The sequence below is a fragment of the Actinoplanes sp. 13 genome (assembly GCF_056134165.1).
Genome location: NZ_JBVYOQ010000007.1, coordinates 156,954 through 178,921, shown reverse-complemented (window position 1 = coordinate 178,921; position 21,968 = coordinate 156,954). Strand labels below are relative to the sequence as shown.

The window sequence follows — 21,968 nt, the reverse complement described above, 5'->3', positions numbered from 1 at the left end:
TGTTGTTCGAGGTCAGACCGCCGGGTGAGTCATCGTGTACCAGGTCGGAACGATCATGGTCAGCGTCATCAGGACGAGGACCGTGAGCGACATGAGCACCCGCCGGACGGTGAGCGGCGCCGGTGCGACGGGCCGCCGGCCGAACCGTGCCACCGCGATGAATGCCGCGACGCCGCCCAGCACGAGGTTCACCGGCACCAGCGCGTATTCGCCACGCAAGACGTGGAAGCCGGCGGCGAGAATCATCGTCAGGGCCAGGCCGGCCGCGGCGAGCGGCGTCAGTCTCGGCCTGACCCTGACGACGGCCGGCAGGATCAGGCCGACACCGCCGAGCAGTTCGCAGGCACCGATGAAGACGATGAGGGGTTGCGGCACCGCGCCGAACCAGGCCACCGACTGGGGCGCCCGCGCATAAAGGTCACCGTCGTACAGCAGCACCTTGCCGAATCCGTTGCCGGCGAAGAAGAAACCCCACAGAATCTGCAGCGCCCACAGGACGCCGTTGAGGGTCAATCGCGGTTCACGCCGCTCAGTCTTGATTTCGAGCCGATTCACACCGAGGTACGAAGTCATTGCCGTCTCCCTGTCCGATGGCTGAGGAACACAGCGTCTCGCCCGGCGGTACGGATCCACATCCGTGGCCACCACGGAATCACGGCCGGTGTTGTCCTACGCGGGCGTCCAGACGAAGCGGATGTCGGGCGCCTTCTCTTCGTTGCCGGATCCGTCAGTTTCCTCGGCCACGGTGAAGCCGTGACGCCGGTAGAACTTCTGCGCACGGAGGTTGGAGGCGAACGTCCACAGCTGAAGCCCGTCCGGGCGACGCGACTTCGCGAGTTCCACCAGCTGTGAACCCAATCCCTGGCCGGTCACCGCCGGTTCGACGTAGAGCTGGTCGATCCAGTCGCCATCAAGAACGAGGACCGCCGGCGTACGACCTTCGCCGCTCTCGGCCAGCCAGACCTCCCGCCCGGGGATGACGACGGCGCCGACCCATTCCCGTACCTCGTCGTCGGGGTGAACCGCCGCCGGAATGGCGCCGGCGGACGCACGGCGGGACCGGATCAGGATGTCCGCCACCGCCGACGCGTCGCCCGCCTCGGCACGTCGGAAGCTCGTCGGTCCCAGCAGCCCTGCGCTCGAGGTATCCATGGCCAGGATGATTTGCTGCTCGGAACCGACGGGCAAACGATTTACCCGGCCGGACGCGACCACCGGGGCGGCACCGGAGTCGCGGGGCGCAGCTGTGGCAGGGCATAGTGGCCCGCGGTGTCATCGATCGGCGTTGCCGCCCTGGAATGAGGTATTCGGACGTGACGACGCGCGCACAGGCCCGGCGGATCCGAGCGGCCGCGGCAGCAGCACTGGCCGGGGTGGCGCTCACGGTCTCCGCGGCGCCCGTGACGGCTGCCCCGCCGGCCATCAAGATCGTGAGTGTGTCCTCGGAGAACGTGGTGTCCGGCGAGTCGGTGCGCGTGCGGTTCCGTGCCACGAACAACGGGCGCGGCAAGGAGACGGTCTTCGTCGCCGTCTCCGGCGGCCTCGACTGCACCGCCGGGTGTTCGGCCTCCCCCGTCATCGGGCCCGGCCGGAGCGAGACCTTCGACGCCACGGTCGTCGCGCCCAAGGTCCACCCGAGCGAGGTGAGCGGCCGCAACCTCGCGGTCTCCGTCCGCATCGGCACGCAGACGGCGTTCGACCACAAGATGATCTTCGTGCACGGCGCCGCCAAGCCGTCGTCCGCCGTGAGCCGGGTCTCCGGCCGGGTCCGCGACGACGACGGGAAGCCGGTCGGTGGCGCCAGCGTGACCGTCCAGGACAGTGCCGGACACGACTACCGCACAACCAGCGACCGGAGCGGCAGGTTCTCGATCAGATCGAGCGGCAGCAAGCCGATCGCCGCCGGCCTCATCACGATCGAAGGGCGGAAGAAGGGCTATCACACCGCTCGCGCGACCACGCAGGGTGCCGCAGGCAGCGCCGCGACCGTGCGGCTGACGATGGCCGTTGTGGCCGAGCCCGCCCGGACGTCACCGTCGCCCTCCGCCGAGACGAGCCTGCCCGTGGCGACCGTGGAGCCCGGCCCCGAGGAGAACGCCGCCGCAGCGGCGCCGGCCACCATTGACGAGGTCGGCGACAACGGTGAAAGCTCGCCGCTGTGGATCCTTCTGGGCGGGCTCCTGGTCGCCGCGGGGCTGGGCGCGCTCGTGCTGGTGATGATCCGCAGGCGGAACGCACCGGCGTCCGCGGTGGGCCTGGCCGATGCCCCGACCGCCCTGCTGCGCATTGTGCCGCCGGGTCCGCGCACGACCGGGCAGGATCGTTGATCTCGTGACGGACCCGGCGACGTTCCTCCTCGGCTGCCTGCATCGGGCCGGGTTTCGCGATGTCGTCACGGTCGAGCCGGTGCCGGGCGGGCTGGCCGCGCTCGCGGGCATAGCAACCCGCCGGGACGCGCCGCCGGTGTTCGTCAAGGCCTTCGCCGAGACACCGGACGACGACGTCTTCGCCGCGGAGGCCGACGGGCTGACGGCTCTGCGGGATCTCGGCGGCGTGGCGACACCCGAGGTGGTCCGGGTGAATCACGAGCTTCTCGTGTTGTCGGTGCTGCGGCCACGGCCGCGCGATGCGGACTTCTGGGAGCAGTTCGCGCATGCGCTGGCCCGCCTGCATCTGAGCACGATCCACCCGCGCTTCGGGTGGCACAGCGACAACTGGCTGGGCCGCCGCCGCCAGATCAACACCTGGGGCACGGACGGTTACGCGTTCTTCGCCGAGCACCGGTTGTTGCGGTGGCTCGGCGAATCCCGCGTCGAGGCGGCCCTCGACACCGGTGACCGGGCGGCGCTGGAGCGGCTGTGTCAGCGCCTGCCCGACCTGCTGCCGGACCGGCCGGCCTGCCTGACCCACGGCGACCTGTGGACCCAGAACCTGATGGCCGCCCCGGACGGCCGGCCGGCGCTGATCGACCCGGCGGTGTCCTACATGTGGGCCGAGGTCGACCTCGCCCACGTGTGGTCCACCTCGCCTCCGTCCGAGGCGCAGCGGTTCTTCGCCCGCTACGCCGAGCTGACCTCCCTCGACGACGGCTGGCCGGCCCGGATGCCGATCATCCAGCTGCGGCAGCACCTCGCCGTGCTGGCCCAGTTCGACGACGACTGGGGCGCCGCCGACCAGATCCGCGCGACCCTCGCCCCGTTCCGGGCGCGGAACTGACATCTCGCCGCGTTCCTGACCTCCGGCCTCGCTGAGGCCCTACCAGGGTTCGGCGCCGTCCTCGCTGAAGAAACCGGCGGTCGGGCCCTCGGCGGGCAGCGTCGCGAGCCGGATCGCTGCGATCGCACCCTGCTCCGCGGTACGCGGTCCGGCGTGCCCGTTCATGTCGGTGGCGCAATATCCAGGATCAGCCGCGTTCACCTTGATCGGTGTGTTCCGCAGCTCGTTGGCGTAGGAGACGGTCACCGCGTTCAGCGCGCTCTTCGACGAGTTGTACGCCAGCAGCGGGAACTGCGCGTACGGTCCCCGCGGGTCGCTGGTGATCCCCAGAGAGCCGAGGCCGCTGGACATGTTGACGATGCGCCCGGCGGCCGACCGGCGGATCAGCGGCAGCAGCGCGTTGGTCACCGTGACCACGGCGTACACATTGGTGGCGTAGGTGCGTTCCAGCAGCGCCACCGGCATCCGGCTGGGCGCCTGCCCGCGTTCCAGCAGAACGCCGGCGTTGTTGACGAGGATGTCCAGCCGGCCGTACTCGCGCTCGATGCGCGCGGCGGCGGCAGACACCGAGACCTGGTCGAGCACGTCGAGCTCCACGGCCACCGCGGTGATCCCCTCGGCGGCGAGCTTCTCGGAAGCGCCGGCTCCCCGTGCCGCATCCCGTGCCCCGACCAGCACCGTCGCGCCGGCGGCGCCGAGCCCCCGGGCGATCTCGAATCCGATTCCTTTGTTGGCCCCCGTGACGAGGGCGATCTTCGGCTCACTCATGGTGCTGAGCCTGCGGCCGGCGCGCCGCGATGTGCAGAGACGAGCTGAACCGCGGACTGGCGGTCCCTGGTTGCCGACCCGTCCGCCGGTGCAGGATGACCGGATGGATCGCCGCCAGTTCGCCGAGTTCCTGCGCAGCCGCCGATCCCGGGTGCAGCCGGGCGACGTCGGCCTGGCGAGCGGCCCCCGGCGCCGCACCCCCGGGCTGCGGCGCGAGGAGGTGGCCGGGCTCGCCGGCATCTCGGTGGACTATTACGCCCGGCTGGAACAGGCGCGCGGCCCGCAGCCGTCGCGGCAGGTGCTGTCGGCGCTGGCCCGCGCGCTGCGGTTGTACGACGCTGAACGCGCCCACCTGTACCACCTGGCCGGTGAGGTGCCGGCCGCCCCGGACGGCCCCAGCCCCGACGTGCCCGCCGGTGTCCTGCACCTGCTCGACCGGCTCGACGACACTCCGGCGTACGTCATCGATGTGAAGTATCAGATTCTGGCCTGGAACCGGATGGCGGCCGCCCTGATGGGCGACCCGTCATCGTGGCCCAGGGAACGCCGCAACATCATCTGGAACCTGTTCACCGGCGAACACTCCGCCGCCGCGCTGGCCGACCCGCACTCGGCTGCGTTCGCCGCCGAATGTGTCGCCGAACTGCGCGCCGCCGCCGCCGAATTCCCGCAGGACCCGGGCATTCACCAGCTGATCGCCGAGCTTTCCACGGCGAGCCCGGAATTCGTCCGGCAGTGGGAGCAGCTACAGGTGTGCGTGCGACGTGGGACCACCATCAAACACATCAACCATCCGACGGTCGGGGAACTCACCCTCGAATGCGAGGTGCTGGACATCGCCGGCCACGGCCAGCGCCTGATCATCTACAGCGCGGCACCCGGCAGCCCGGCCGCCGAGGCACTGAAACTGCTCGACGTCCTCGGGATCCAGTGGGCGACCTCGGACTGACCCGCTGTCGCTCAATTGCATGTCATCCCCCGCTACGCGGGAGACGGCTGGACCCGCAAGGCCGGGCCGCCGCAACGCGAACGGTCGCTTCTCGACAGCCACGCGCGAGCGATCAGAAACGCCATGGCATAGGCCGCTCGTCATCCGCGGCTCGGGCTGATCAACTCAGCGGCAGGTCGACTCGGCGGCCGAGCCCGAACTCGGCGGCTTCATCGTCGGTGACCATGGCGTACGACCCGGGAGGCACCCGGTCCAATGTCGCCAGCCGTGACGCCGCCCGGAGCAGCGATGCCTCGTCGGTTCCGGTGAGGAAGAAGACGTAGGCATCGCCGTGCGTCTCGCCGTCGTCGTAGTCCTCCGCTCCGTCAGTCTCCTGGTCGAGATCCGCCAGGAAGTCCTCGACATCGTCGATCCAGGGCAACTGGTATTCGCCGGGAGCGACCCCCGGCGCCGGCAACAGCGGAACGTGAACCTCAACGATCAGTCTGGGCATCACGCCATGGTCCCGAACAGGCTCTCCACGTTCAAGATCACCGGCGACACCGACCATGTCGGCCGGCTCAGCACGGTCTCGCGATCCGGCGCTCGTAGCCACCATCGCGACCCCAGCATGCGGAGCGCCATGCAGCAGCGATAGCCCTGGCCCTGCGCCGTCGCAGTGCCGTCAGACGCCGTGCGAACCGAACCGACAGCGCCATCCGGTTTGCAGTCGGCCCGGGCTTCGTCGGCCTGTGTCGGCCTCGAGTGGGTCCGCGGTCGGCTCAGGTGGATCTACGGGCTACTCCCGGCAGGGTTGAATGCCATTTCCACGCTTCATGTAAATTCGATATACCTCTCTGAGGCTCGACGGCAAACTTGCTGAGCCTTGCCAATTAAAACCCTGGATCATTCGATCGCCTGCGGCATCGGAAAGCCCCGCGATCACCGTGAACGGCTCGCCCGGTTTTTCTCCAGGAGTGCCGAGAGTGACGTTCTCAGCAATCCATCGATGCCGTGACGGCTCCGGCACGGTCGGAAAGAAGTAGTACCTGGGCTCGTCGCTCAGAACAACAAGCCACAATGTCCTGGCCCGTGGGACATCCCCGAAACCGGTGAAGGTCGCGCAAAGCGGTAGCCTGTCGACTTGGTCGATGGTGATAGGAGTGGTCCGAGCTGGAGACCGGGTTGGTTGCTCACCCCACATCGGATAGCCGCGTTCTTCATCGATGGTGGTCCAACGGGTCTCCGCCGACCACGCCTGATGCGGCCTGTGCCGACAACATTGATCAGACATCCGAACCCTGCCGTGATCAGCCGCGGCGCCACGGCCCTATCCTCGGGAGCCGTGCGGTCGCGCTCGGAGAACTCGATGTTCGTGATGATGGTGATCCTGCTGGGGTCTCCCGCTGTGTGGTACTTCGTCGGCCGGCTGGAGGGCGCGACGATCATCGGCACCGACCAGTGGCGCAACGGGCTGATGGCCGGCGGCATCGGTGGCGGCCTGGCCGCCGTCTGCTGGCTGTGGCGCACCGTCCGGCACCGCAACGACGGTCTCGTGCCGTGGCAGTGGATTACCGTCGGCCTGCTGCTCGTCTCCGCGGTACATCCGCACTCGGCCTGGCCCAACGCCCGGCGCGGGCTGCCGACCCCGCCGGTGGACAGCGCCGAGAACGTCGCGATGATCGTCTACGCGATCATCGCCCTGGTGTGCAGCCTGCTGGTCGGTCTGATCCGCATCATCACCGCTCCGGACAACTCGACGGACCCGTCCGTGCTGAAACGTACGCGGACCCGCCCGCGTCCGGCCCCCTCCAAACACAAGAAGAAGCAGCAGCGCCGCTGACGAAGGACTTCCTGTACCCCTGCTGTTCCGCTGTGGAAGTCGGTAGCCGGTTACGTCCTTGCCTGCTTGACTTCGAGGCATGATCAGTGACGTGAGGCTCCGTGAGTCCCTGGCGGATTTGTGGGGGCTGTCAGCGGCAACGGTCGAGGTACACAACGGCGGGATGAATTCCGCGACGTGGTTCGTCACCGCCGGCGGCGAGCGTTGGGTCGCCAAAGCAGTCGTGCCGGCCTCGCGACGGTCGTTCGCGGCCGGCCTCACGGTCTCGGCCGCGCTCGATGATGCGGGGATCCCCGCCGGGGCGCCGCTGGCAACCCGCGACGGGGACGGCGTTGTTGATCTCGATGGCATCCCGCTGGCCTTGCTGACCTGGGTTCCGGGCGAGGAGCTGTCGGGCTCTGATCCGGACGATCAGCAGCTCATCGGCGCGACGCTTGCCCGAGTCCACCGGACGCTGCTCGATGTATCGGTTCCCCATGCGGAACGGTTCCATTGGGTCGACCCGCAGGGCGAGCATCTGGACGTTCGACCGTGGGTACGAGCGGCCGTCGCCGCAGCTGTCGCGGCCTACGACCAGCTCGGCCCTCGAACGCTGTCGTGGGGCCTGCTGCACACCGATCCCGCACCGGAGGCGTTCCGGATGGACAACGCTCAGGGTGTCTGCGGTCTGATCGACTGGAGCACCGCCATGATCGGTCCATTGCTGTATGATCTGGCGTCGGCCGTCATGTACGCCGGAGGGCCGGACCACGCCGGCGCTCTGATCGAAGCCTATCTGGAACAAGCAGTGGTGCCGCGGGCCGAGGTCGAACGGGCGATGTGGGTGATGCTGCGCTTCCGGTGGGCGGTGCAGGCCGACTACTTCGCCCGCCGCATCGCAACCAACGACCTGACCGGCATCACCAGCACCGCCGACAACGAACGCGGCCTCGCGGACGCTCACGCCTGGCTCAGCCGGCTGGACGACATGGCTTCCGCGCCGTGAAGCAGCACGCGTGGCACCATCGGCGCCCAGCCGACATCCTCGTCAAACAAACGCGTCGCCTCCATCTTCAGCGCCGTGAGCTCATCGCAGCGCCGCTGTGAGGTCGGCAGCGATCTCGAAGGCCGGGGCCGCCCTTTCGGTCTCGTCCGCGTTCAGTGTGATGTGCTCGACGCGGGCCAGCATCTCCGTCGCGGTCTCCCGGTCGTGGAGCGCCATCGCCAGTTCTGCCCGGTACACCAGAACCTCTACGTGCGTGACAGGGTCGTCGTCCTGCGGGCGAGCCAGCGCGCTGTCGAGAATGCGGACTGCCTGCCTGGCGTCGCCCTTGGAGTCGGCCAGCACGACGGCGTTCGCCAGCGCTTTGGCGAGTCGTCCGGCGGGTGCGGGTACGGGTGCCGGCGTGGGCATCGTGGCGGGGTTCTGGAAGACGCGGATCCAGTTGCCGCCCGGGTCGATGATGCTGAACCCGCCCATCCCGTCGGCGTTCTTTCGAGCCCGAGGCCGTGTCATCCGCGGCGTTCCGGACACCAGGACTTTGCCGTACGCGGTCCGCATGCCGGCAGCGAAAGCCCCGTGCAGCCCCGCGATGTCCGAGGTGAGCACGATGCAGGAGCCGTAGGACTGCTCCGGATCGAACCCGGCGATCTCGAAGAACTGCAGATTCAGGTCTTCCCGTTGCAGTCCCACGCAGGCGTAGGGCTTGCGTTGCCTGTACGTGGTGCTGAAGCCGAGAACCCCGTAGAAGGTTTCGATGTCGTCAATCGACGCGCAGGGCAGCAGGGGAACGGTTACCTCGTTGGCCATGGCTCCTTCCTAGGCGTTGCGGATGGTCCGTCGCACATGGAAATAGCCGATCATCGCCTGCTGCCATCCGATCGGCCGATGCAACCGCAGTCGCGTGCCGCTCGGCGACCGGGGCGTCATCCTTGTCCGGCGCCGGCCACGAGCAGGTTGGGGTAGCGAGGTGTGTACCGGCCGGTGACCTGGAGGACGAAATTCTTGAGCATTGCCACCGGGAGGCCGGTGCGCACCTTTCCGCGGGGGTTGCCGTCGAGGTCGGTGGGTTGGAGGATGCCGTCTCGCCTGCCGAGGCTGATGCACAGTGCGTCGTCCTTGACGCGTAGCGGGACCGGGGTGCGTCCGGCCAGGCGGGCGGTGATCGCGTGAAAGGAGCACGCGGCGGCCAGTCCCCCGGGCCCGCAGCCCATGCGCAGCACCCGCCCGTCCTGGGTGTGCGCGGCCGCGGCGTCCCCGACGCCGTAGACCTCGAGGTGGGATTGCGAGCGCAGGGTTCCGTCCACGACCATGCGTCCGCGCTCGTCGACGGCCAGGCCGGCCTCGCGCGCCAGTTCCGGGACTTTGAAGCCGGCGGTCCAGGCCACCGCGTCGGCGTTGATGTGATCGCCGTCCGCCAGCACCAGACCGTCCGCGTCGACCTTCGCGACGTCGGCGTTCTCCCAGACCTGGATGCCGAGGCGGTCGAGGTCCCGGTTCAGGTGTTCCCGGCCGTGCTCGGACAACCCTTCGCCCAGCGCTCCCCGGGAGACCAGTCGCACTGTGCGGTCGGGACAGGTCTCGGCCAGTTCGGTGGCCGTCTCCAGACCGGTCGGCCCGGCGCCGACGACGGCGACTGTGCCGGCGGTGCGCATCTGATCGTGCAGCCGGCCGGCCTGCTCGGCGACGGCCACGGAACAGGCGTGCTCGGCCGCGCCGGGGACAGTTTCCGTGTCGGCGTGGCTGCCCACCGCGTACACCAGCAGGTCGTAGTCGATCGGTGGGACGCCGCCTGCCAGCTCGACCCGGCGTTCCCGTATGTCGATGCGGGTGACCTGATCGATGATCAGCCGGATGCGGCTGCCCCGGAGGAGGTCGCGCAACGGCAGGTGGTGAACGTGCTTGCCGGAGGCGAGCTGGTGGTTGCGCATACGTTCGACGAACCGGTCGCGGTTGTTGACCAGTGTGACGGTCGCGCCGGTGCGCTTGGCGAGCAGCTGGGCGGTCGCCAAGCCGGTGTATCCGGCGCCCAGGACCGCGATGTGCGGGGTCTTCATGAACGTGTCCCTTCGTCGTCAGGCACCGGATGAACGGGCGAGGGACGCGATTCGTGACAACAACCCGGGAAGCGATCAGACTTTCTGCTTCTTGAGGAAAGCCAGCTTGTCCGGGTTCGCGATGGTGCGGATGACAGCGATACGGTCGCCCGCGAACTCGACGACGGTGACGCCGGACAGCAGGCCGTCCAGGTACAGCACGACGGCGGACTCGCCGTTCACCACCTCCGGCGTCATGCGGATCCGCGGTGAATACCTGGTCAGTGCGAGCAGGTGCCGCAGCACCTCCGCCCGGGCGACCAGCGGACGCCGCGCCGCCGTCGCCTTTCCGCCACCGTCGGCCCAGGCGACCACGTCCTCGGCCTCGGACGCCTCCCCCAGCATCCGGTAGGCCACCCCGAACAGGCGCCGACGGTTGGCCTCGAACCGTTGCAGCCGCTCGGGAGTCATGCCCCGACCATAGCCAGCGGCAGCATCCTCACATGCCGCGATCCGGGCGCCCGGCGCGGGCGCAGTGCCCGGATGAACGGTCAGCCAGGGTGCGGAACTTCGCGCGGTTCGAACCGCGAGCGCGCGTGCTGAATTCCGCGCAGACCGACAATCACTTCTGATTCTTCTTGAGAGTGTGGAATCGTGGCAGCGCGAACAGTTGTGCCGTCATCCGATCCGGTGAAGGTCCCCTCGGTCCGGCACCCACCGAACCTTTTCCGCCTCGGTTGGATCAGTGAAGACCAAAACGGATTCATCGAGACGCCGCCATACGAGTCCACCCGACCAATCCTCATAAGACTCCCCCGCCACAAGAAGCAGTTGCTGGTCCGCAACCCGGAGACGCACCTCGGCAAGAGTGTTGTCGTCCAGGTGAACCGAAACTTCCTGGACCTCGCCGGTAGGAAGCTCGGTCAGAACCCGACGCCGGTAGCCACGGCCCCAGTCGTCCCCCTCGCAAACCGCTCCCTCTTGCGCCCACAAGCCGAATCTGGTGTCGTCCTGGTAGGTAGTGATGTTGACGGAGGCGCCCCTAGCCTTTGTCACATCCAGCACAAGTAGCTGCAAACAGGGCACATCGGCGCCATCGTATTCAGGATCCCCTTCGTCGCCGCCGCGTACCGCCATCTCGACGCCCTGCCATGAGTCGATGACCTGATGTCGCAACGCCAAGAACTTGGCCGCCTGGTCGCGTAGCCAATCACTGATCATCGACACAGTGTGTATCGCTGTGTCGAGCAAACCGCGCCGGGGAGGCGGCCACATTCTTGAGCACACCCGGCCTCCGCCCATGCCGCGATCCGCGCATGATGACCCAGACGATGGTGGCCGAGCTACCGGGGGACGGCGGTGTCCCAGGCGTCCTCGAACCGGTGCGGGCCGAGCTGCCACCCACGCACAACGGTCAACAGCGCCACCTCGTTCGCTGCATCGGCACTGCGCAGAAGCGTCGACCCGACGTCGTAGTCGAAGCCGTCAATCAGGTATGCCGGCGCTACGCTCATGCCGGCCGCCGCGAGGGAGCGCATGGAGTGTGCTTGATGGTCGCCTAGGCTCGTTCGGGTGCAACGCGATCTCGTCCTGCGCGGACTGGCTGAGAATCCGGCGATGCCGGCCGATGTGCTGGTACGCCTGCTGCGCGATCGGCCGGAGCAGGTTGCCGAAGGGCTGAGTGCCCGCACCGTACTTCCCCTGGCGTTGCAGCATGAGATGGCCGGCCACGTGATGCGCCGGGTTCGACTCGCCCTCGCCGGGCATGCGGAACTGGCTCCGCCGATTCGGCAGCGGTTGCTCGACGATCCCGACTGGTGGGTGCGAGTACGGAGTTTCACCAGAAGGAAGCAGTGGCCGCCGCTGCCCGACGAGGTTCTGGTCCGGCTGATGACGGATCTGCTCGACCCGCCGGAAGACCTGCCGTTCATGGATCACGAGCTGTTCGAGGAGATGTTCTTCGCCGACCGGGACCGCGTCTTCATCGCTGCCCGCCACCCTGACCCGCGGGTACGCGCATTCGCGACGCCTTACGCCTGGCGGGACGACCTGCGGTTCCTCGAGGCCGACCCGGATCCTCGGGTGGCGGCGGCCGCGGCAGCGTCGATCGCGGAACGGGAGCGGGTCATGGAGCCGGCTGACCTGCCCGACCAGCACTGTCACGCATTCTGGTGGGTGCTGCATCGGCCACTGTCCCGGGCGCTCGCTGAACAGGTGGCCGGCGGCGACGACATCGAGGCTGTCCGGTCGATCGCCACCAACCCGACAATCGCGCCCGGCATCGTCGACATGCTGTCGCACCACCGTGATGTCGAGGTCCGCGCCGGGATCGCCGGCCGTGAGGATCTGTCTGCCGCGCAGGTCGCGGCCCTGGTCGCCGATGCCGGTCCGGCCGTCCGTGCGGTGGCCGCCACCCGCACCGGGCTCACCCGGGAGCAGGTCGCCGCGCTCGCAGCCGATGCCGACGACGCCGTCCGCCTGGCTGTCGCGACTCACGCGTACCTGTCCGAAGAAGAACGGGCAGTCCTCGCCGGAACCACGGATCTGGAGCTGGAAGATGCCCGGCGGTGGGCCGGTTCGGAGAATCCGCGGCTGCGCCGCCGGGCGGCGCAGCGCCCGGACCTGCCCGGCGAGACGGTCGCCGCTCTGGCGGCCGACCCCGACGCAGAAGTACGGGAGAACTTGGCCCTGCATCACCCCCAGGCTCCCGGTGACCTGCTGCTGAGCTGCTTCCTCGCCAACCAGGAGCTGGACAGCCTGCTCGACCTGCCGCAGTTCCCGCGATCCGGGCTGGCGCGCCTGGCTGATCACACCGATCCACACGTGCGGCTGCTGGCGGCCCGCGACCCGGACGCCGATCCGTCGGTGATCACACATTTGACCACCGACCCGCACCAGTGGGTCCGCAGGGCCATGGCGCGTTGTCCACGCCTGCCCATCGACCGGATCACCGCCCTGCTCGACGACGCGGAACTGGCCGCGGACGCCGCCGCCAACCCGTCACTCGCATGGGGGCCGATCGTCGAGAGACTTTCACCCGGGAGCTGACCGCAAGGTCGCACCACCGTTCATCCCTCACCGTTTCGCTTCGGCGAGTTCCAGGACTTCTTCGATCTCCTGGAGTCCGCGCTCGACACGGCCCTTCACCACGTCGGCCATGGCGTGGGGCAGAACGTCCGTCAGCCAGACGAGCCGGCTCCCGTCGCCCTTGTCGCCGCAGACCGTCGTAATCAGTGGCGCGTTCCCGGGCGTCAATCACCCGTTCGGCCCGTCGGGGACGCCGGCTGCCCCGGCACTCCAGACAGGCACTCGCCGAAGCACCGGCGGGTAAGGACGGAGGCGGCGCCGGGCTGCGGGCCTGCATCGCAGAGGCGACCAAGACCGAGATGTCGTCCTGGACGTGCATGGGCGGCGAGCTGAAGGGTGCCGCTGTCGTCAACGGCGCAACCCGGATCGTCGAGCGAACGGTTGCGGTGGACTTCGCCGTCACGCCCGCAGAACTTCCCGAGGTGATGGCACTGGCAGCTGAAGGCTGGGAGCTGGCGCCGGATGCGCCCTTTCTCGCTTTTCTGCCCGCGGTGTGGCCCGGTGAACTGTGCACCTGGGTGCCGGACCGGGCGACGCGGTACAGCGAGAACTGGTCGGCGGACACCAAGATCGAACGGGTGGCATGGACCGCCGAGGTCCGCGCGGCGGTGGAAGCCGACGAAGTAACGACCCTGGCCGACGCGGGAATCGGGGCGCCACCGTCAGGCCGGCTGTGGTTGCTGCGACCTCCCTCGGGCTTCGAGTCGATCGGCGACGTTCTGGCTGCGGCAGATGAGCTGGCCGACCAGCGCGACGTGGCACCCAGCTGCTCGGGCGAATACGTCGCAGTCGTTCGTGACACGTTGGTCAGCCGGTAGGTCCTTCGCACGCCGAAGCGCACACCGCGGCACCGGCACGTCGCTCTCGGGGTCAGCCCCGCGCTGCGCCAGAGACTCCCACCCCGCTCGCCCGTCAAGGGTCGCGGCGGTGCAGGACCAGGGCGCCGAGTCCCAGCGCGCCCACCGCCCACGCCGCGATCACCCCCAGCGCCGCCCATGGCCCGAGCGGTAGTGCGGCGGTGTCCACCGTGGTGGCCAGAACCGGCACCGCCGTGGCCGGGGTCAGCCGGAACAGCACCCGCTGCCAGTCCGGGTCGGGCACCATCTGCAGCAGCATCGGCATCAGGTAGAGCAGCGCCAGGACGACACCCGTCGCCGCTGCGGCGCTGCGCACGGCCGCCGCCACCCCGAGGCCGAGCAGGCCGATCAGGATCAGGGCGAGGACCGACTCGGTGGCGGCCCGCAGCAGCGTGGCACTCGGCGGCAGGCCGATCACCGCGGTGCCCACGCCCAGCACGGCGGCCGGCGCCACCATTACGGTCAGCAGGGCTGCCTTGGCGGCGAGCATGTCGAGACGGCGTGGGACGGCGAGCAGCGTCATCCGGATCAGGCCGCTGCCGTATTCCGCGGCGAGCATCCGGACGCCTGCGGCGGCCACGGCAGCCTGACCGAGACGGACACCGAGCAGGCGTAGCTGCACCGGGTCGGCCGCATCCCGGCCGAGCAGCACACCGCCGGCGGTGAGCAGCACCGCGAGCACCAGTGATGTGGCCACAGCGGGACCGCCGGTGCGCAGCTTCGCCCACTCGGCACGCCATGCCCCTCCCCCGGCTTTCACGACGCGCTCCGCCGCAGGCGCCAGGTGGCCGCGGCGACGGCGGCGAGCGCGTAGAGCGCCAGCACAGCCAGACCCGCCCACGGTGCCAGCGGGTAGTAGCCGTCGAAGACCGTCTGCGGCCGGGTCACGTGCGGGTAGGCCGGAATGCTCTGCTGGATCGCGAACGCGGCGCCGGGGGTCAGCCGCAACAGCCAGGCGCCGGTGCCGGGCGGCAGGACCGACGTGACAGCCAGCATCGGCGGCGCGATCAGCAGGGCGGTCACCGCGACGACGGCGGGCACGGCTCGTTTCAAGAGCGATCCCAGGCCGTACGCGAACACGCCTGCCAGCGACAGCAGCAGCGCCGTGCCGAACGCGATCCGCAGCAGGGTCGGCCAGGGCACGGGCAGCACGATCACGTCGTTCGCCCGCAGCATCGCCAGCGCCATCGGCAGCGTCACCCCGGCCGCCACCAGGCCTGCCGCCAGCGACGCGGCCCCGACCACCGCGGCTTTGGCGGCGGACACCCGCACCGGGCGCGGCATCGCGACGAGCGTGGTGCGAATCATGCCGGTGCGGAACTCGGCCGTCCCGCACAGCGCCGCCACCACGATGAGCGGCAGCAGCCCGGCGAACACCCCGGTCAGCACCCGTTCCACGGCCAGGCCGCTCTCGCTGTCCGGGCCGATGTCGCCCGAGCCGGCCACGGTGATCACGCCGTCGGACTCGGTGTGGCCGGGCGGGTGGGTCTGCTCCCACGTCGTGCGGTAGTCACTGTGGCCGACCAGCGTGCTGTCCCACCCGCCGGATGGTGTCACCTGGGCGAACCGGGCGGTGGCCTGGGTCCAGCGGGCGGCGACGGCATGGCCGCCCTCGGCGCGCTCCTCGACGGTCATGCCGCTGGGCGAGGTGACGAACAGACCGATCCGGACCATGGCGGGCAGGTTCTCCAGGCGTACGGTCTCGATCTCCCGCCAGGCCCGGCCGTCGGTGGAGACGGCACCGGTGATCCGGTCGCCGGTCCGGGTGAGGCGCAGCCAGGCTCCGGCGATCGGCGCGGCCTTGTCGCGGGTGAAATTCGACTGCATGCGTACGCCGTGCGCGCCGGTGACCATCACCGAGGCGTAGGCCGAGCCCGGCCTGGTGCCGTCCTTGACCATCAGACCGGCTTTCGCCCACGGCACCACGCCGCGCACGATCGCGTCGTGGTTCGGCGGCGGGTAGGTGATGGTGCCGTCCAGGCCGTCCACCTTCGCGGTGATCGAGCCGTCGCCGTCGAGGGCCCGGTGCACGAAGGTGAACTTGTCCTCGACCGCCCGGCCGGTCGCGTCGGCCGGCGGTGCCGGGCAGGCCACCTCAGCCGTCCCGGCCATGCAGCCCATCCGCGCGCCGGAGGCCATCAGGCCGCCGAGCACCGCCACGAGCAGCGCCGCCGCTGCCAGGCCCCACACCCAGCCGCGCACGGTGCGGAACTTCAGCCATTCGGCCCGCAGGATCATCGGATGCCCCCGGCGCCCGCGGTGAGTTCCAGATATGCGGCCTCCAGCGACGTGTACGCCCCGATCAGGTCGTCCACGCCCGCGTCGGCGATGACCCGGCCGTGCCCGGCCACCACCACGTGCCCCGCCATGTCCTGCAGCTCGCTCATCAGATGGCTGGAGACCAGCACCGCGCGGCCCTGCGCGGCGAGGTCGCGCAGCAGGTCGCGCATCCACACGATTCCCGCCGGGTCGAGCCCGTTGAACGGCTCGTCCAGCAGCAGCACCGGCGGATCGCCGAGCATCGCGGCGGCCACCCCCAGGCGCTGCCGCATGCCCAGCGAATACCCGCCGGCCGCGCGCCGCCCGGCCTCGGCCAGACCGGTCAGGGCGAGCACCTCGTCCACCCGGCGGTCGGGCAGGTCCTGGGAGCGGGCCAGCCACCGCAGGTGGTTGCGGCCGGAGCGGGCCGGGTGCAGCGCGTGCGGATCGAGCAGCGCCCCGGCGTGCCGCAGAGGGTGGGTCAGCTCGGCGTAGCGGCGGCCGCCGATCGTGGCGATCCCGGCGTCCGGCCGGTCCAGGCCGACGATCGTGCGCAGGGTGGTCGACTTGCCGGCGCCGTTCGGGCCGACGAAGCCGGTGACGTGGCCGGGGTGCACCACGAAAGTCATCCCGTCCAGCGCGACGGCCCCGCCGAACCGCTTGCGCAGCCCGTCCACTTCGATGGTTGTCGTCATGACGGGAAGTTCTACGGACGCCCGCCTAACCACAGCGCGACGGAGGCTGTCATACCGCTGTCACGTCGGGCCCGGCATGCTGTGCGGATGGGCGTCCGGCTGCGTTTCACCCTTCTGTACGGCGTGCTGTTCCTGTTCTCGGGCGCCGCGCTGCTGACCATCACTGCGGCGTTCGGTGTGCGGTCGTCCCGGCCTGTGGGCGACTCTCTGGGGCCGGCAGCGGCGGCGCAGTTCGAGGTCGCCTCCGCGGCACAGACCCGGCAGATCGTCGTCGGCGCGATGGTGGCGATGGCCGTCATGCTGCTGCTGTCGCTGCTGCTGGGCAGGACGGCGGCCGACCGGGTGCTGCGGCCGCTGCGCACCATCACCGCGGCCACCCGGCGGATCACCGCCGACAATCTGCATGCGCGGCTCGCCGTGGCCGGGCCGGCGGACGAGGTCAAGGCGCTCGCCGACACGATCGACGACCTGCTCGGCCGGCTGGAGGAGTCGTTCGCGGCGCAGCGGCGGTTCGTCGCCGACGCCTCGCACGAGCTGCGCACGCCGCTGGCCACGATGCGGGCCGCGATCGACGTGGCGCAGGCCAAACCGGCGCCCCCCGTGGAGGTGGACCGGCTGGCGGGCCGGGTCCGTGCCGAGCTGGATCAGCTGGAGCGGCTCCTGGAGGGTCTGCTCGTGCTGGCCCGGGCACAGCACGGCGCGCTCGACGGTCGTACGCCGTTGTCGATGTTGTCGTTGATCCCGGCGGGAACGCCGGTCGAGGGGGACGACTTCGTGACGGCCGGCGATCCGGTGCTGCTGGCCCGGATGGTCGCCAACGTGGTGGACAACGCGACCCGGCACAACGAGCCGGGCGGGTGGAGCCGGGTGACGCTGGCACCCGGCACGCTCGTGGTGGAGAACGACGGACCGGTCCTCGACCCGGAGCAGGTGGCGACGCTGGGGCGCCCGTTCCGCCGCCTCGGGGTCGCGCGCACCGGATCCGGCACCGGTCTCGGGCTGGCCATCGCGTCGGCGGTGGCGGCGGCGCACGGCGGGTCGTTGCGGCTGCGTGCCCGGCCGGAGGGTGGCCTGCGCGTGGAGGTGCGGCTGCCGTGAGAGTGCTGGTGGTGGAGGACGCGGTGGCGCTCGCCGAGGTCGTCGCCGAAGGCCTGCGGGACCAGGGCATGGCGGTCGACGTGGCCCTCGACGGGCTCGCCGCGGCCGCGAAGCTCGACATCAACACGTACGACGTGGTGGTCCTCGACCGGGACCTGCCCGGCCTCAGCGGCGACACCCTCTGCGAGATGATCACCGGCCGGGCCGAGCGGGCGATGGTGCTCATGCTGACCGCGGCGGGCTCCGCCGACGACCGGGTCCGCGGCCTCACGCTCGGCGCCGACGACTATCTCGCGAAGCCGTTCCACTTCCCGGAGCTGGTGCTGCGCGTGCGGTCGCTGGCGCGGCGGCGACCGGTGGCACAACCCCGCACGCTCGCCGCCGGCGACCTGGAGCTCGACCCGATCCGCCGCGTCGTGACCCGCTGCGGCTCCAGGCTGAACCTGTCGGTGAAGGAGTTCGCGGTGCTCGAGGCGCTGATGCGGGCGGCGCCCGGCTATCTGAGCAGCGAAGCCCTGCTGGAGCAGGTGTGGGACGAGCACGCCGACCCGTTCACCAACACGGTGACGGTGACGGTCGGCCGCCTGCGCCGCAAGCTCGGCGAGCCGGCCGCCATCGTCACCCTGCCGGGCGTCGGTTACCGCATCGCCGTCCCTTAGTGCACGACCGCGACAGCCGCCTCCGGCCGCACGGTGGCGAGGCGGTGCGGCTGGACCACCAGGAAGTAGACGAGGGTGGCGGCCAGCATGCCGCCGAACACCACGATCGCCATCGCGACCGCGCCGACGCCGAGCACGCCCACCAGGGGCGCGGCCAGCGCGCCCACACCGAACTGAACCGCGCCGAGCAGCGCGGCGGCGGTGCCGGCGGCCTCGCCGTGGCGGGACAGCGCCAGCGCGGGGGCGTTCGGCATGGCCAGGCCGACCATGGCGAGCACCAGCCAGAGCGGGATCAGGATGCCGGGCAGCCCGCCGATCCCGGTGGCGGCCAGGACCAGGAAGACCAGGCCGAACCCGACGCCGGCGAGCAGGGCGCCGCTCATGATCTGCTGGGGCGTCCGGCGCAGCAGCAGCCGCACGTTGAACTGGGTGGCGCCGATCAGGCCGACCGCGCCACCGGCGAAGACCAGCGCGAACTGCTGCTCGCTCATGCCGTACCCGTCCTGGAAGACGTACGACGACCCGCTCACATAGGCGAACAGCGCGGCCATCGCCAGCCCGGCCACCAGGATCAGGCCGACGTACACCCGGTCGGTGAGCAGCCGTCCGTAGTCGCGGGCGGTGCCCAGCAGACCGCCGTTGCGGCGCCGGGCAGCCGGCAACGTCTCCGGCAGGGTGAGCGCGGAGACCGCCATGATGGTGACGCTGATGACGGTCAGCACCACGAAGACGCCGCGCCACGACGTCCAGTTCAGCACCAGGCCACCGATGGTGGGAGCCAGGATCGGCGCCACCCCGACGACCAGCATCAGCCGGGAGAAGAGCCGGGCGGCGGCCTTGTCGGTGAACAGGTCGCGCACCATCGCCATCGCGACCACGGCTGCCGCCGCGGCGCCCAGGCCCTGCAGCACCCGCAGCGCGCCGAGCAGGGCGACGTTCGGGGCGATCACACAGAGCAGGGAGGCGAGGACGTGCACCGCGATGCCGGCCAGCAGCGGGGTGCGCCGGCCGAACGCGTCGGAGAGCGGGCCGATCAGCAGCTGACCGAACGCCAGCCCGACCAGCGTGCCGGTCAGGGTGAGCTGCACGGCGGCGGCGCTGGTGCTCAGGTCGCTGGTGATCGTCGGTAGCGACGGCAGGTACATGTCGATGGTGAGCGGCCCGAGCGCGGTCAGGAGGCCCAGCACGAGCACGATCCGGAAGCGGCGCCCCGCGGGCAGGCGCTCTCCCGGAGAGAGGTCGTTGTCGGGTGGGGTCACGGTTCGAGTCTCAGCCACGATGGCGACAAGTCGGCGAACACCAGGGTTCTTCCAGGTACGGCGAATTGGTAATGGTGCTCACAGATCTGGCGAAGTGGCCTCCCAGCAGGCGGTATCTCGCTTGCCGGACCGGGGCCGGCACCGGCACCGGCTCACGTGGGCTTCCGGTGGTGACCGGCCAGCCCGCATTCGTAACCCAGAATCACCGCCTGCACCCGGTCACGCAGGCCCAGCTTGGCGAGGATCCGGCTGACGTGCGTCTTGACCGTGCTCTCGGAGAGCACGAGGGCCGCCGCGATCTCCGGGTTCGACAGGCCCCGGGCGATGAGGGTCAGCACCTCACGTTCGCGTGCGGTGAGGGCGGCAAGCCGCTCACCCGGAACCGGTTGCACCGAGGCGCTGCCGAGATAGTGCGCGATCAGGCGGCGTGTCACGCTGGGCGCCGCCACCGCCTCACCGAGCGCGACGACCCGTACCGCTGAGATCAGGTCGGTGGCGAGCGCGTCCTTGAGCAGGAAGCCGCTCGCGCCGGCCCGCAGGCCGGCGAGCACGTACTCGTCGAGATCGAACGTCGTCAGGATGATCACCTTGGCGTGATGCGCGCCGGACCGGATGCGGCGGGTGGCCTCGATGCCGTCCACGCCGGGCATGCGCACGTCCATCAACACGACGTCCGGGCGGGTACGTGCCACGACTTCCAGCGCCTGTGCTCCGCCGGCGGCCTCCCCCACCACCTCGATGTCGTCCGTCTCGTCCAGCACCAGCCTGAAGCCGGTTCGCACCAACGTCTGGTCGTCGACCAGGACCACCCGGATGCTCAACGCTGCACCGGCGGTGCAATCGTCAACGGGAGAGTCGCACGAAGCCGGAAGCCGGTGCTGTCCGGCGCCCCGATGGTCAGGGTCCCACCGAGCAGGGCGACCCGTTCGGCGATGCCGCGTAGCCCGTTGCCGCGCTCGTCCGCGCCGTCGGACAAGCCGACGCCGTCGTCGGCCACCTCCAGCCGCAGGCACTCCGGACCGAACTCCAGCAGCACCCGCGCCGCGGCGCCGGGGCCGGCATGTTTCAGCACGTTGGTCAGGGCCTCCTGCACGATGCGATATCCGGACAGGTCGACCGCCGCCGGCATCACCTCGGGCACGCCTTCGATGTGCAAGTCGATCGGCATCCCGGCCGACCGCAGCTGGTCGACCAGCGCGGGCACCGCACTGATCCCCGGTTGCGGGGCCAGGGGCGTGTCACCGGCCGGGTCGGTGCGGCCGGCACTGAGCAGCCGCCGCATCTCCGCCAGCGACGACCGGCCCGTCTCGATGACGTGCTGCAGGGCGGTGGCGGTGCGTGCGGGATGCCGCTCCAGGGCGGCGGCGGCGCCCTGTGCCTGCACCACGATCACCGACATTCCGTGCGCGACCACGTCGTGCAGTTCCCGGGTGATCCGGGCCCGCTCGGCGGCGATCGCGAGCGCGGCCCGCTGCCTCTCTTCCCGGGCACGCTCGGCGGTGCGCTGCTCGACCGCGGCCAGATGGGCACGGCGGCTGCGCATGCCGTCGCCGACCGCGTAGGCCGCGAACAGCAGCAGCCACATCTCCAGCACCGCCTGGCCCGTGTCGACGAGGCTCTCGACCCAGGGCGGTGGCGCGGACACGACCAGCTTTTCCACGGGAACCACTCTGGTCTTGCCCTGAACCTGCTCCTGAACCTGCTTCGCCGACTTCATCGCGCTGCTCTCGGTGGTGTGAAAGCGGCTGCCCAGCATCGCCACGTACGCCAGCAGCATGGTCAGCGCCAGGGCGACCAGGGAGAACCGCCGGCGCCGGGTCATCGCGGCAACGGTGTACAGCACCAGCGGAAGGGCCAGGTCGATCAGCTGGAACTTGGTCTCGATCGCCAGATGCCCGAACGTCCCGGCGCCGGTGAGGATGAGCGCCACGACCGGACGCTGTTGTCTGAGCAGCACGCCGACAACGATCAGCGCGGTGCAGACCCACCACGGCGAGCCCGTCGGAAGGTTGGCCGCGGCCAGGTAACCCGCCGGATCGCCGGGCTTCTTCGCCGCCAGCGTCCCGGTTACGAGCGCCGGCCCCAAGGTCGTAGACAGCAGGGCCAGGGCCAGGGCGGCGTCGGTCAGCAGACGGCGCGGCACTGACCTCGACATGTCCCCATCGTAGGAAGGGAAGGGGCCCACGGCGTCAGACTCAGGTGCTACATCGGAGGTACCGGCGGCACCGGCGAATACCGACCCCGGCTTGACGATCGGGTCCCGTCCAGCGACCACCGTCGAGCT

General features: G+C 70.3%; 26 protein-coding genes. 9 read left to right on the top strand and 17 right to left on the bottom strand.

Features of this window, described 5'->3' with window-relative positions; genetic code table 11:
• Positions 1–12: 12 nt before the first annotated feature.
• Positions 13–633 carry a DoxX family protein gene (locus tag AC0NH5_RS17305; protein ID WP_474404781.1) on the bottom strand — a complete coding sequence of 207 codons (621 nt, stop codon included), beginning with the start codon at positions 631–633 and terminating at the stop codon, positions 13–15.
• Positions 634–669: 36 nt separating this feature from the next.
• The gene (locus AC0NH5_RS17300; RefSeq protein ID WP_474404779.1) at positions 670–1,215 is read right to left on the bottom strand and encodes an N-acetyltransferase family protein; all 546 of its coding nucleotides are present in this window, start codon (positions 1,213–1,215) and stop codon (positions 670–672) included.
• Between the two features lie 98 nt (positions 1,216–1,313).
• Here AC0NH5_RS17300 and AC0NH5_RS17295 point away from each other — a divergent pair, with 98 nt between their 5' ends.
• Together AC0NH5_RS17295 and AC0NH5_RS17290 are read left to right on the top strand one after the other, a co-directional pair.
• Entirely contained in the window at positions 1,314–2,327 is a 1,014-nt protein-coding gene (locus tag AC0NH5_RS17295) for a carboxypeptidase-like regulatory domain-containing protein (protein ID WP_474404778.1), read from the top strand.
• Between the two features lie 4 nt (positions 2,328–2,331).
• Positions 2,332–3,216: a fructosamine kinase family protein gene (locus AC0NH5_RS17290; protein ID WP_474404776.1), complete on the top strand. Its 885-nt coding sequence runs from the start codon at positions 2,332–2,334 to the stop codon at positions 3,214–3,216.
• A gap of 39 nt (positions 3,217–3,255) precedes the next feature.
• On the opposite strand, the gene AC0NH5_RS17285 is transcribed toward AC0NH5_RS17290, so the two are convergent.
• Positions 3,256–3,984 carry an SDR family oxidoreductase gene (locus AC0NH5_RS17285; protein ID WP_474404774.1) on the bottom strand — a complete coding sequence of 243 codons (729 nt, stop codon included), beginning with the start codon at positions 3,982–3,984 and terminating at the stop codon, positions 3,256–3,258.
• 103 nt (positions 3,985–4,087) lie between these two features.
• Between AC0NH5_RS17285 and AC0NH5_RS17280 the strand changes: the two genes are divergently transcribed.
• A complete protein-coding gene (locus tag AC0NH5_RS17280) occupies positions 4,088–4,933 on the top strand; it encodes a helix-turn-helix transcriptional regulator (RefSeq protein ID WP_474404772.1) in 846 nt (281 codons plus the stop codon).
• A gap of 160 nt (positions 4,934–5,093) precedes the next feature.
• Here the strand turns inward: AC0NH5_RS17280 and AC0NH5_RS17275 are convergent, their stop codons facing one another.
• Together AC0NH5_RS17275 and AC0NH5_RS17270 are read right to left on the bottom strand one after the other, a co-directional pair.
• Positions 5,094–5,426, bottom strand: coding sequence for a hypothetical protein (locus tag AC0NH5_RS17275; protein ID WP_474404770.1), 333 nt, complete (start codon positions 5,424–5,426; stop codon positions 5,094–5,096).
• Complete coding sequence (locus AC0NH5_RS17270; protein WP_474404768.1) at positions 5,426–5,557, bottom strand: hypothetical protein; 132 nt, start codon at positions 5,555–5,557, stop codon at positions 5,426–5,428. Before AC0NH5_RS17270 ends, AC0NH5_RS17275 begins: the two co-directional genes overlap by 1 nt.
• Positions 5,558–6,257: 700 nt before the next feature.
• Here AC0NH5_RS17270 and AC0NH5_RS17265 point away from each other — a divergent pair.
• Positions 6,258–6,755 carry a hypothetical protein gene (locus AC0NH5_RS17265; protein ID WP_474404766.1) on the top strand — a complete coding sequence of 166 codons (498 nt, stop codon included), beginning with the start codon at positions 6,258–6,260 and terminating at the stop codon, positions 6,753–6,755.
• A 79-nt stretch (positions 6,756–6,834) separates the two neighbouring features.
• On the top strand, positions 6,835–7,740 hold the full coding sequence (locus AC0NH5_RS17260) for a phosphotransferase enzyme family protein (RefSeq protein WP_474404764.1): 906 nt from the start codon (positions 6,835–6,837) through the stop codon (positions 7,738–7,740).
• A gap of 81 nt (positions 7,741–7,821) precedes the next feature.
• Here AC0NH5_RS17260 and AC0NH5_RS17255 read toward each other — a convergent pair whose 3' ends face one another.
• The 5 genes from AC0NH5_RS17255 to AC0NH5_RS17235 form a co-directional block, all read right to left on the bottom strand.
• On the bottom strand, positions 7,822–8,544 hold the full coding sequence (locus AC0NH5_RS17255; protein WP_474404762.1) for a VOC family protein: 723 nt from the start codon (positions 8,542–8,544) through the stop codon (positions 7,822–7,824).
• A 116-nt stretch (positions 8,545–8,660) separates the two neighbouring features.
• Positions 8,661–9,791 carry an NAD(P)/FAD-dependent oxidoreductase gene (locus tag AC0NH5_RS17250; RefSeq protein WP_474404760.1) on the bottom strand — a complete coding sequence of 377 codons (1,131 nt, stop codon included), beginning with the start codon at positions 9,789–9,791 and terminating at the stop codon, positions 8,661–8,663.
• Between the two features lie 75 nt (positions 9,792–9,866).
• Positions 9,867–10,241 carry a hypothetical protein gene (locus tag AC0NH5_RS17245; RefSeq protein ID WP_474404757.1) on the bottom strand — a complete coding sequence of 125 codons (375 nt, stop codon included), beginning with the start codon at positions 10,239–10,241 and terminating at the stop codon, positions 9,867–9,869.
• Positions 10,242–10,448: 207 nt separating this feature from the next.
• Positions 10,449–10,991 (bottom strand): hypothetical protein, encoded by a 543-nt coding sequence (locus AC0NH5_RS17240; protein WP_474404755.1) that lies wholly within the window; start codon positions 10,989–10,991, stop codon positions 10,449–10,451.
• 122 nt (positions 10,992–11,113) lie between these two features.
• Positions 11,114–11,284, bottom strand: a complete 171-nt coding sequence (locus AC0NH5_RS17235) for a hypothetical protein (RefSeq protein WP_474404753.1) — start codon at positions 11,282–11,284, stop codon at positions 11,114–11,116.
• 58 nt (positions 11,285–11,342) lie between these two features.
• On the opposite strand from AC0NH5_RS17235, the gene AC0NH5_RS17230 reads away from it, so the two are divergent.
• The gene (locus AC0NH5_RS17230) at positions 11,343–12,818 is read left to right on the top strand and encodes a hypothetical protein (RefSeq protein WP_474404751.1); all 1,476 of its coding nucleotides are present in this window, start codon (positions 11,343–11,345) and stop codon (positions 12,816–12,818) included.
• Positions 12,819–12,845: 27 nt separating this feature from the next.
• Here the strand turns inward: AC0NH5_RS17230 and AC0NH5_RS17225 are convergent, their stop codons facing one another.
• Positions 12,846–13,025, bottom strand: a complete 180-nt coding sequence (locus AC0NH5_RS17225) for a hypothetical protein (RefSeq protein WP_474404749.1) — start codon at positions 13,023–13,025, stop codon at positions 12,846–12,848.
• Positions 13,026–13,174: 149 nt separating this feature from the next.
• Between AC0NH5_RS17225 and AC0NH5_RS17220 the strand changes: the two genes are divergently transcribed.
• A complete protein-coding gene (locus AC0NH5_RS17220) occupies positions 13,175–13,675 on the top strand; it encodes a DUF5956 family protein (RefSeq protein WP_474404747.1) in 501 nt (166 codons plus the stop codon).
• Positions 13,676–13,769: 94 nt separating this feature from the next.
• Here AC0NH5_RS17220 and AC0NH5_RS17215 read toward each other — a convergent pair whose 3' ends face one another.
• From AC0NH5_RS17215 to AC0NH5_RS17205, 3 genes are read right to left on the bottom strand one after another with little or no spacing between them, the layout of a single operon-like run.
• Positions 13,770–14,474: an ABC transporter permease gene (locus AC0NH5_RS17215; protein WP_474404745.1), complete on the bottom strand. Its 705-nt coding sequence runs from the start codon at positions 14,472–14,474 to the stop codon at positions 13,770–13,772.
• Entirely contained in the window at positions 14,471–15,952 is a 1,482-nt protein-coding gene (locus tag AC0NH5_RS17210) for a DUF1349 domain-containing protein (RefSeq protein ID WP_474404743.1), read from the bottom strand. Before AC0NH5_RS17210 ends, AC0NH5_RS17215 begins: the two co-directional genes overlap by 4 nt.
• Positions 15,949–16,668, bottom strand: a complete 720-nt coding sequence (locus AC0NH5_RS17205) for an ABC transporter ATP-binding protein (RefSeq protein ID WP_474404741.1) — start codon at positions 16,666–16,668, stop codon at positions 15,949–15,951. The genes AC0NH5_RS17210 and AC0NH5_RS17205 overlap by 4 nt, the downstream gene beginning before the upstream one ends.
• A gap of 87 nt (positions 16,669–16,755) precedes the next feature.
• Between AC0NH5_RS17205 and AC0NH5_RS17200 the strand changes: the two genes are divergently transcribed.
• Both AC0NH5_RS17200 and AC0NH5_RS17195 read left to right on the top strand, forming a co-directional pair.
• Positions 16,756–17,766 carry a sensor histidine kinase gene (locus AC0NH5_RS17200; RefSeq protein ID WP_474404739.1) on the top strand — a complete coding sequence of 337 codons (1,011 nt, stop codon included), beginning with the start codon at positions 16,756–16,758 and terminating at the stop codon, positions 17,764–17,766.
• Positions 17,763–18,425: a response regulator transcription factor gene (locus AC0NH5_RS17195; RefSeq protein WP_474404737.1), complete on the top strand. Its 663-nt coding sequence runs from the start codon at positions 17,763–17,765 to the stop codon at positions 18,423–18,425. The genes AC0NH5_RS17200 and AC0NH5_RS17195 overlap by 4 nt, the downstream gene beginning before the upstream one ends.
• Here AC0NH5_RS17195 and AC0NH5_RS17190 read toward each other — a convergent pair.
• The 3 genes from AC0NH5_RS17190 to AC0NH5_RS17180 all read right to left on the bottom strand — a co-directional run bounded on the left by AC0NH5_RS17190 (position 18,422) and on the right by AC0NH5_RS17180 (position 21,839).
• Positions 18,422–19,684, bottom strand: coding sequence for a multidrug effflux MFS transporter (locus AC0NH5_RS17190; protein ID WP_474404735.1), 1,263 nt, complete (start codon positions 19,682–19,684; stop codon positions 18,422–18,424). The genes AC0NH5_RS17195 and AC0NH5_RS17190 overlap by 4 nt on opposite strands.
• 152 nt (positions 19,685–19,836) lie before the next feature.
• Positions 19,837–20,505, bottom strand: coding sequence for a response regulator (locus tag AC0NH5_RS17185; protein WP_474404733.1), 669 nt, complete (start codon positions 20,503–20,505; stop codon positions 19,837–19,839).
• On the bottom strand, positions 20,502–21,839 hold the full coding sequence (locus AC0NH5_RS17180; protein WP_474404731.1) for a sensor histidine kinase: 1,338 nt from the start codon (positions 21,837–21,839) through the stop codon (positions 20,502–20,504). The genes AC0NH5_RS17185 and AC0NH5_RS17180 overlap by 4 nt, the downstream gene beginning before the upstream one ends.
• Between the last annotated feature and the right edge of the window lie 129 nt (positions 21,840–21,968).

What these genes read in the sequence shown, in the direction of transcription:
- AC0NH5_RS17285 (WP_474404774.1), bottom strand. Translation starts at nt 3,984, where the DNA reads ATGAGTGAGCCGAAGATCGCCCTCGTCACGGGGGCCAACAAAGGAATC.
- AC0NH5_RS17280 (WP_474404772.1), top strand. Translation starts at nt 4,088, where the DNA reads ATGGATCGCCGCCAGTTCGCCGAGTTCCTGCGCAGCCGCCGATCCCGG.
- AC0NH5_RS17275 (WP_474404770.1), bottom strand. Translation starts at nt 5,426, where the DNA reads ATGCCCAGACTGATCGTTGAGGTTCACGTTCCGCTGTTGCCGGCGCCG.
- AC0NH5_RS17270 (WP_474404768.1), bottom strand. Translation starts at nt 5,557, where the DNA reads ATGGCGCTCCGCATGCTGGGGTCGCGATGGTGGCTACGAGCGCCGGAT.
- AC0NH5_RS17260 (WP_474404764.1), top strand. Translation starts at nt 6,835, where the DNA reads ATGATCAGTGACGTGAGGCTCCGTGAGTCCCTGGCGGATTTGTGGGGG.
- AC0NH5_RS17255 (WP_474404762.1), bottom strand. Translation starts at nt 8,544, where the DNA reads ATGGCCAACGAGGTAACCGTTCCCCTGCTGCCCTGCGCGTCGATTGAC.
- AC0NH5_RS17250 (WP_474404760.1), bottom strand. Translation starts at nt 9,791, where the DNA reads ATGAAGACCCCGCACATCGCGGTCCTGGGCGCCGGATACACCGGCTTG.
- AC0NH5_RS17245 (WP_474404757.1), bottom strand. Translation starts at nt 10,241, where the DNA reads ATGACTCCCGAGCGGCTGCAACGGTTCGAGGCCAACCGTCGGCGCCTG.
- AC0NH5_RS17240 (WP_474404755.1), bottom strand. Translation starts at nt 10,991, where the DNA reads ATGATCAGTGATTGGCTACGCGACCAGGCGGCCAAGTTCTTGGCGTTG.
- AC0NH5_RS17235 (WP_474404753.1), bottom strand. Translation starts at nt 11,284, where the DNA reads ATGAGCGTAGCGCCGGCATACCTGATTGACGGCTTCGACTACGACGTC.
- AC0NH5_RS17220 (WP_474404747.1), top strand. Translation starts at nt 13,175, where the DNA reads ATGGGCGGCGAGCTGAAGGGTGCCGCTGTCGTCAACGGCGCAACCCGG.
- AC0NH5_RS17210 (WP_474404743.1), bottom strand. Translation starts at nt 15,952, where the DNA reads ATGATCCTGCGGGCCGAATGGCTGAAGTTCCGCACCGTGCGCGGCTGG.
- AC0NH5_RS17205 (WP_474404741.1), bottom strand. Translation starts at nt 16,668, where the DNA reads ATGACGACAACCATCGAAGTGGACGGGCTGCGCAAGCGGTTCGGCGGG.
- AC0NH5_RS17200 (WP_474404739.1), top strand. Translation starts at nt 16,756, where the DNA reads ATGGGCGTCCGGCTGCGTTTCACCCTTCTGTACGGCGTGCTGTTCCTG.
- AC0NH5_RS17180 (WP_474404731.1), bottom strand. Translation starts at nt 21,839, where the DNA reads ATGTCGAGGTCAGTGCCGCGCCGTCTGCTGACCGACGCCGCCCTGGCC.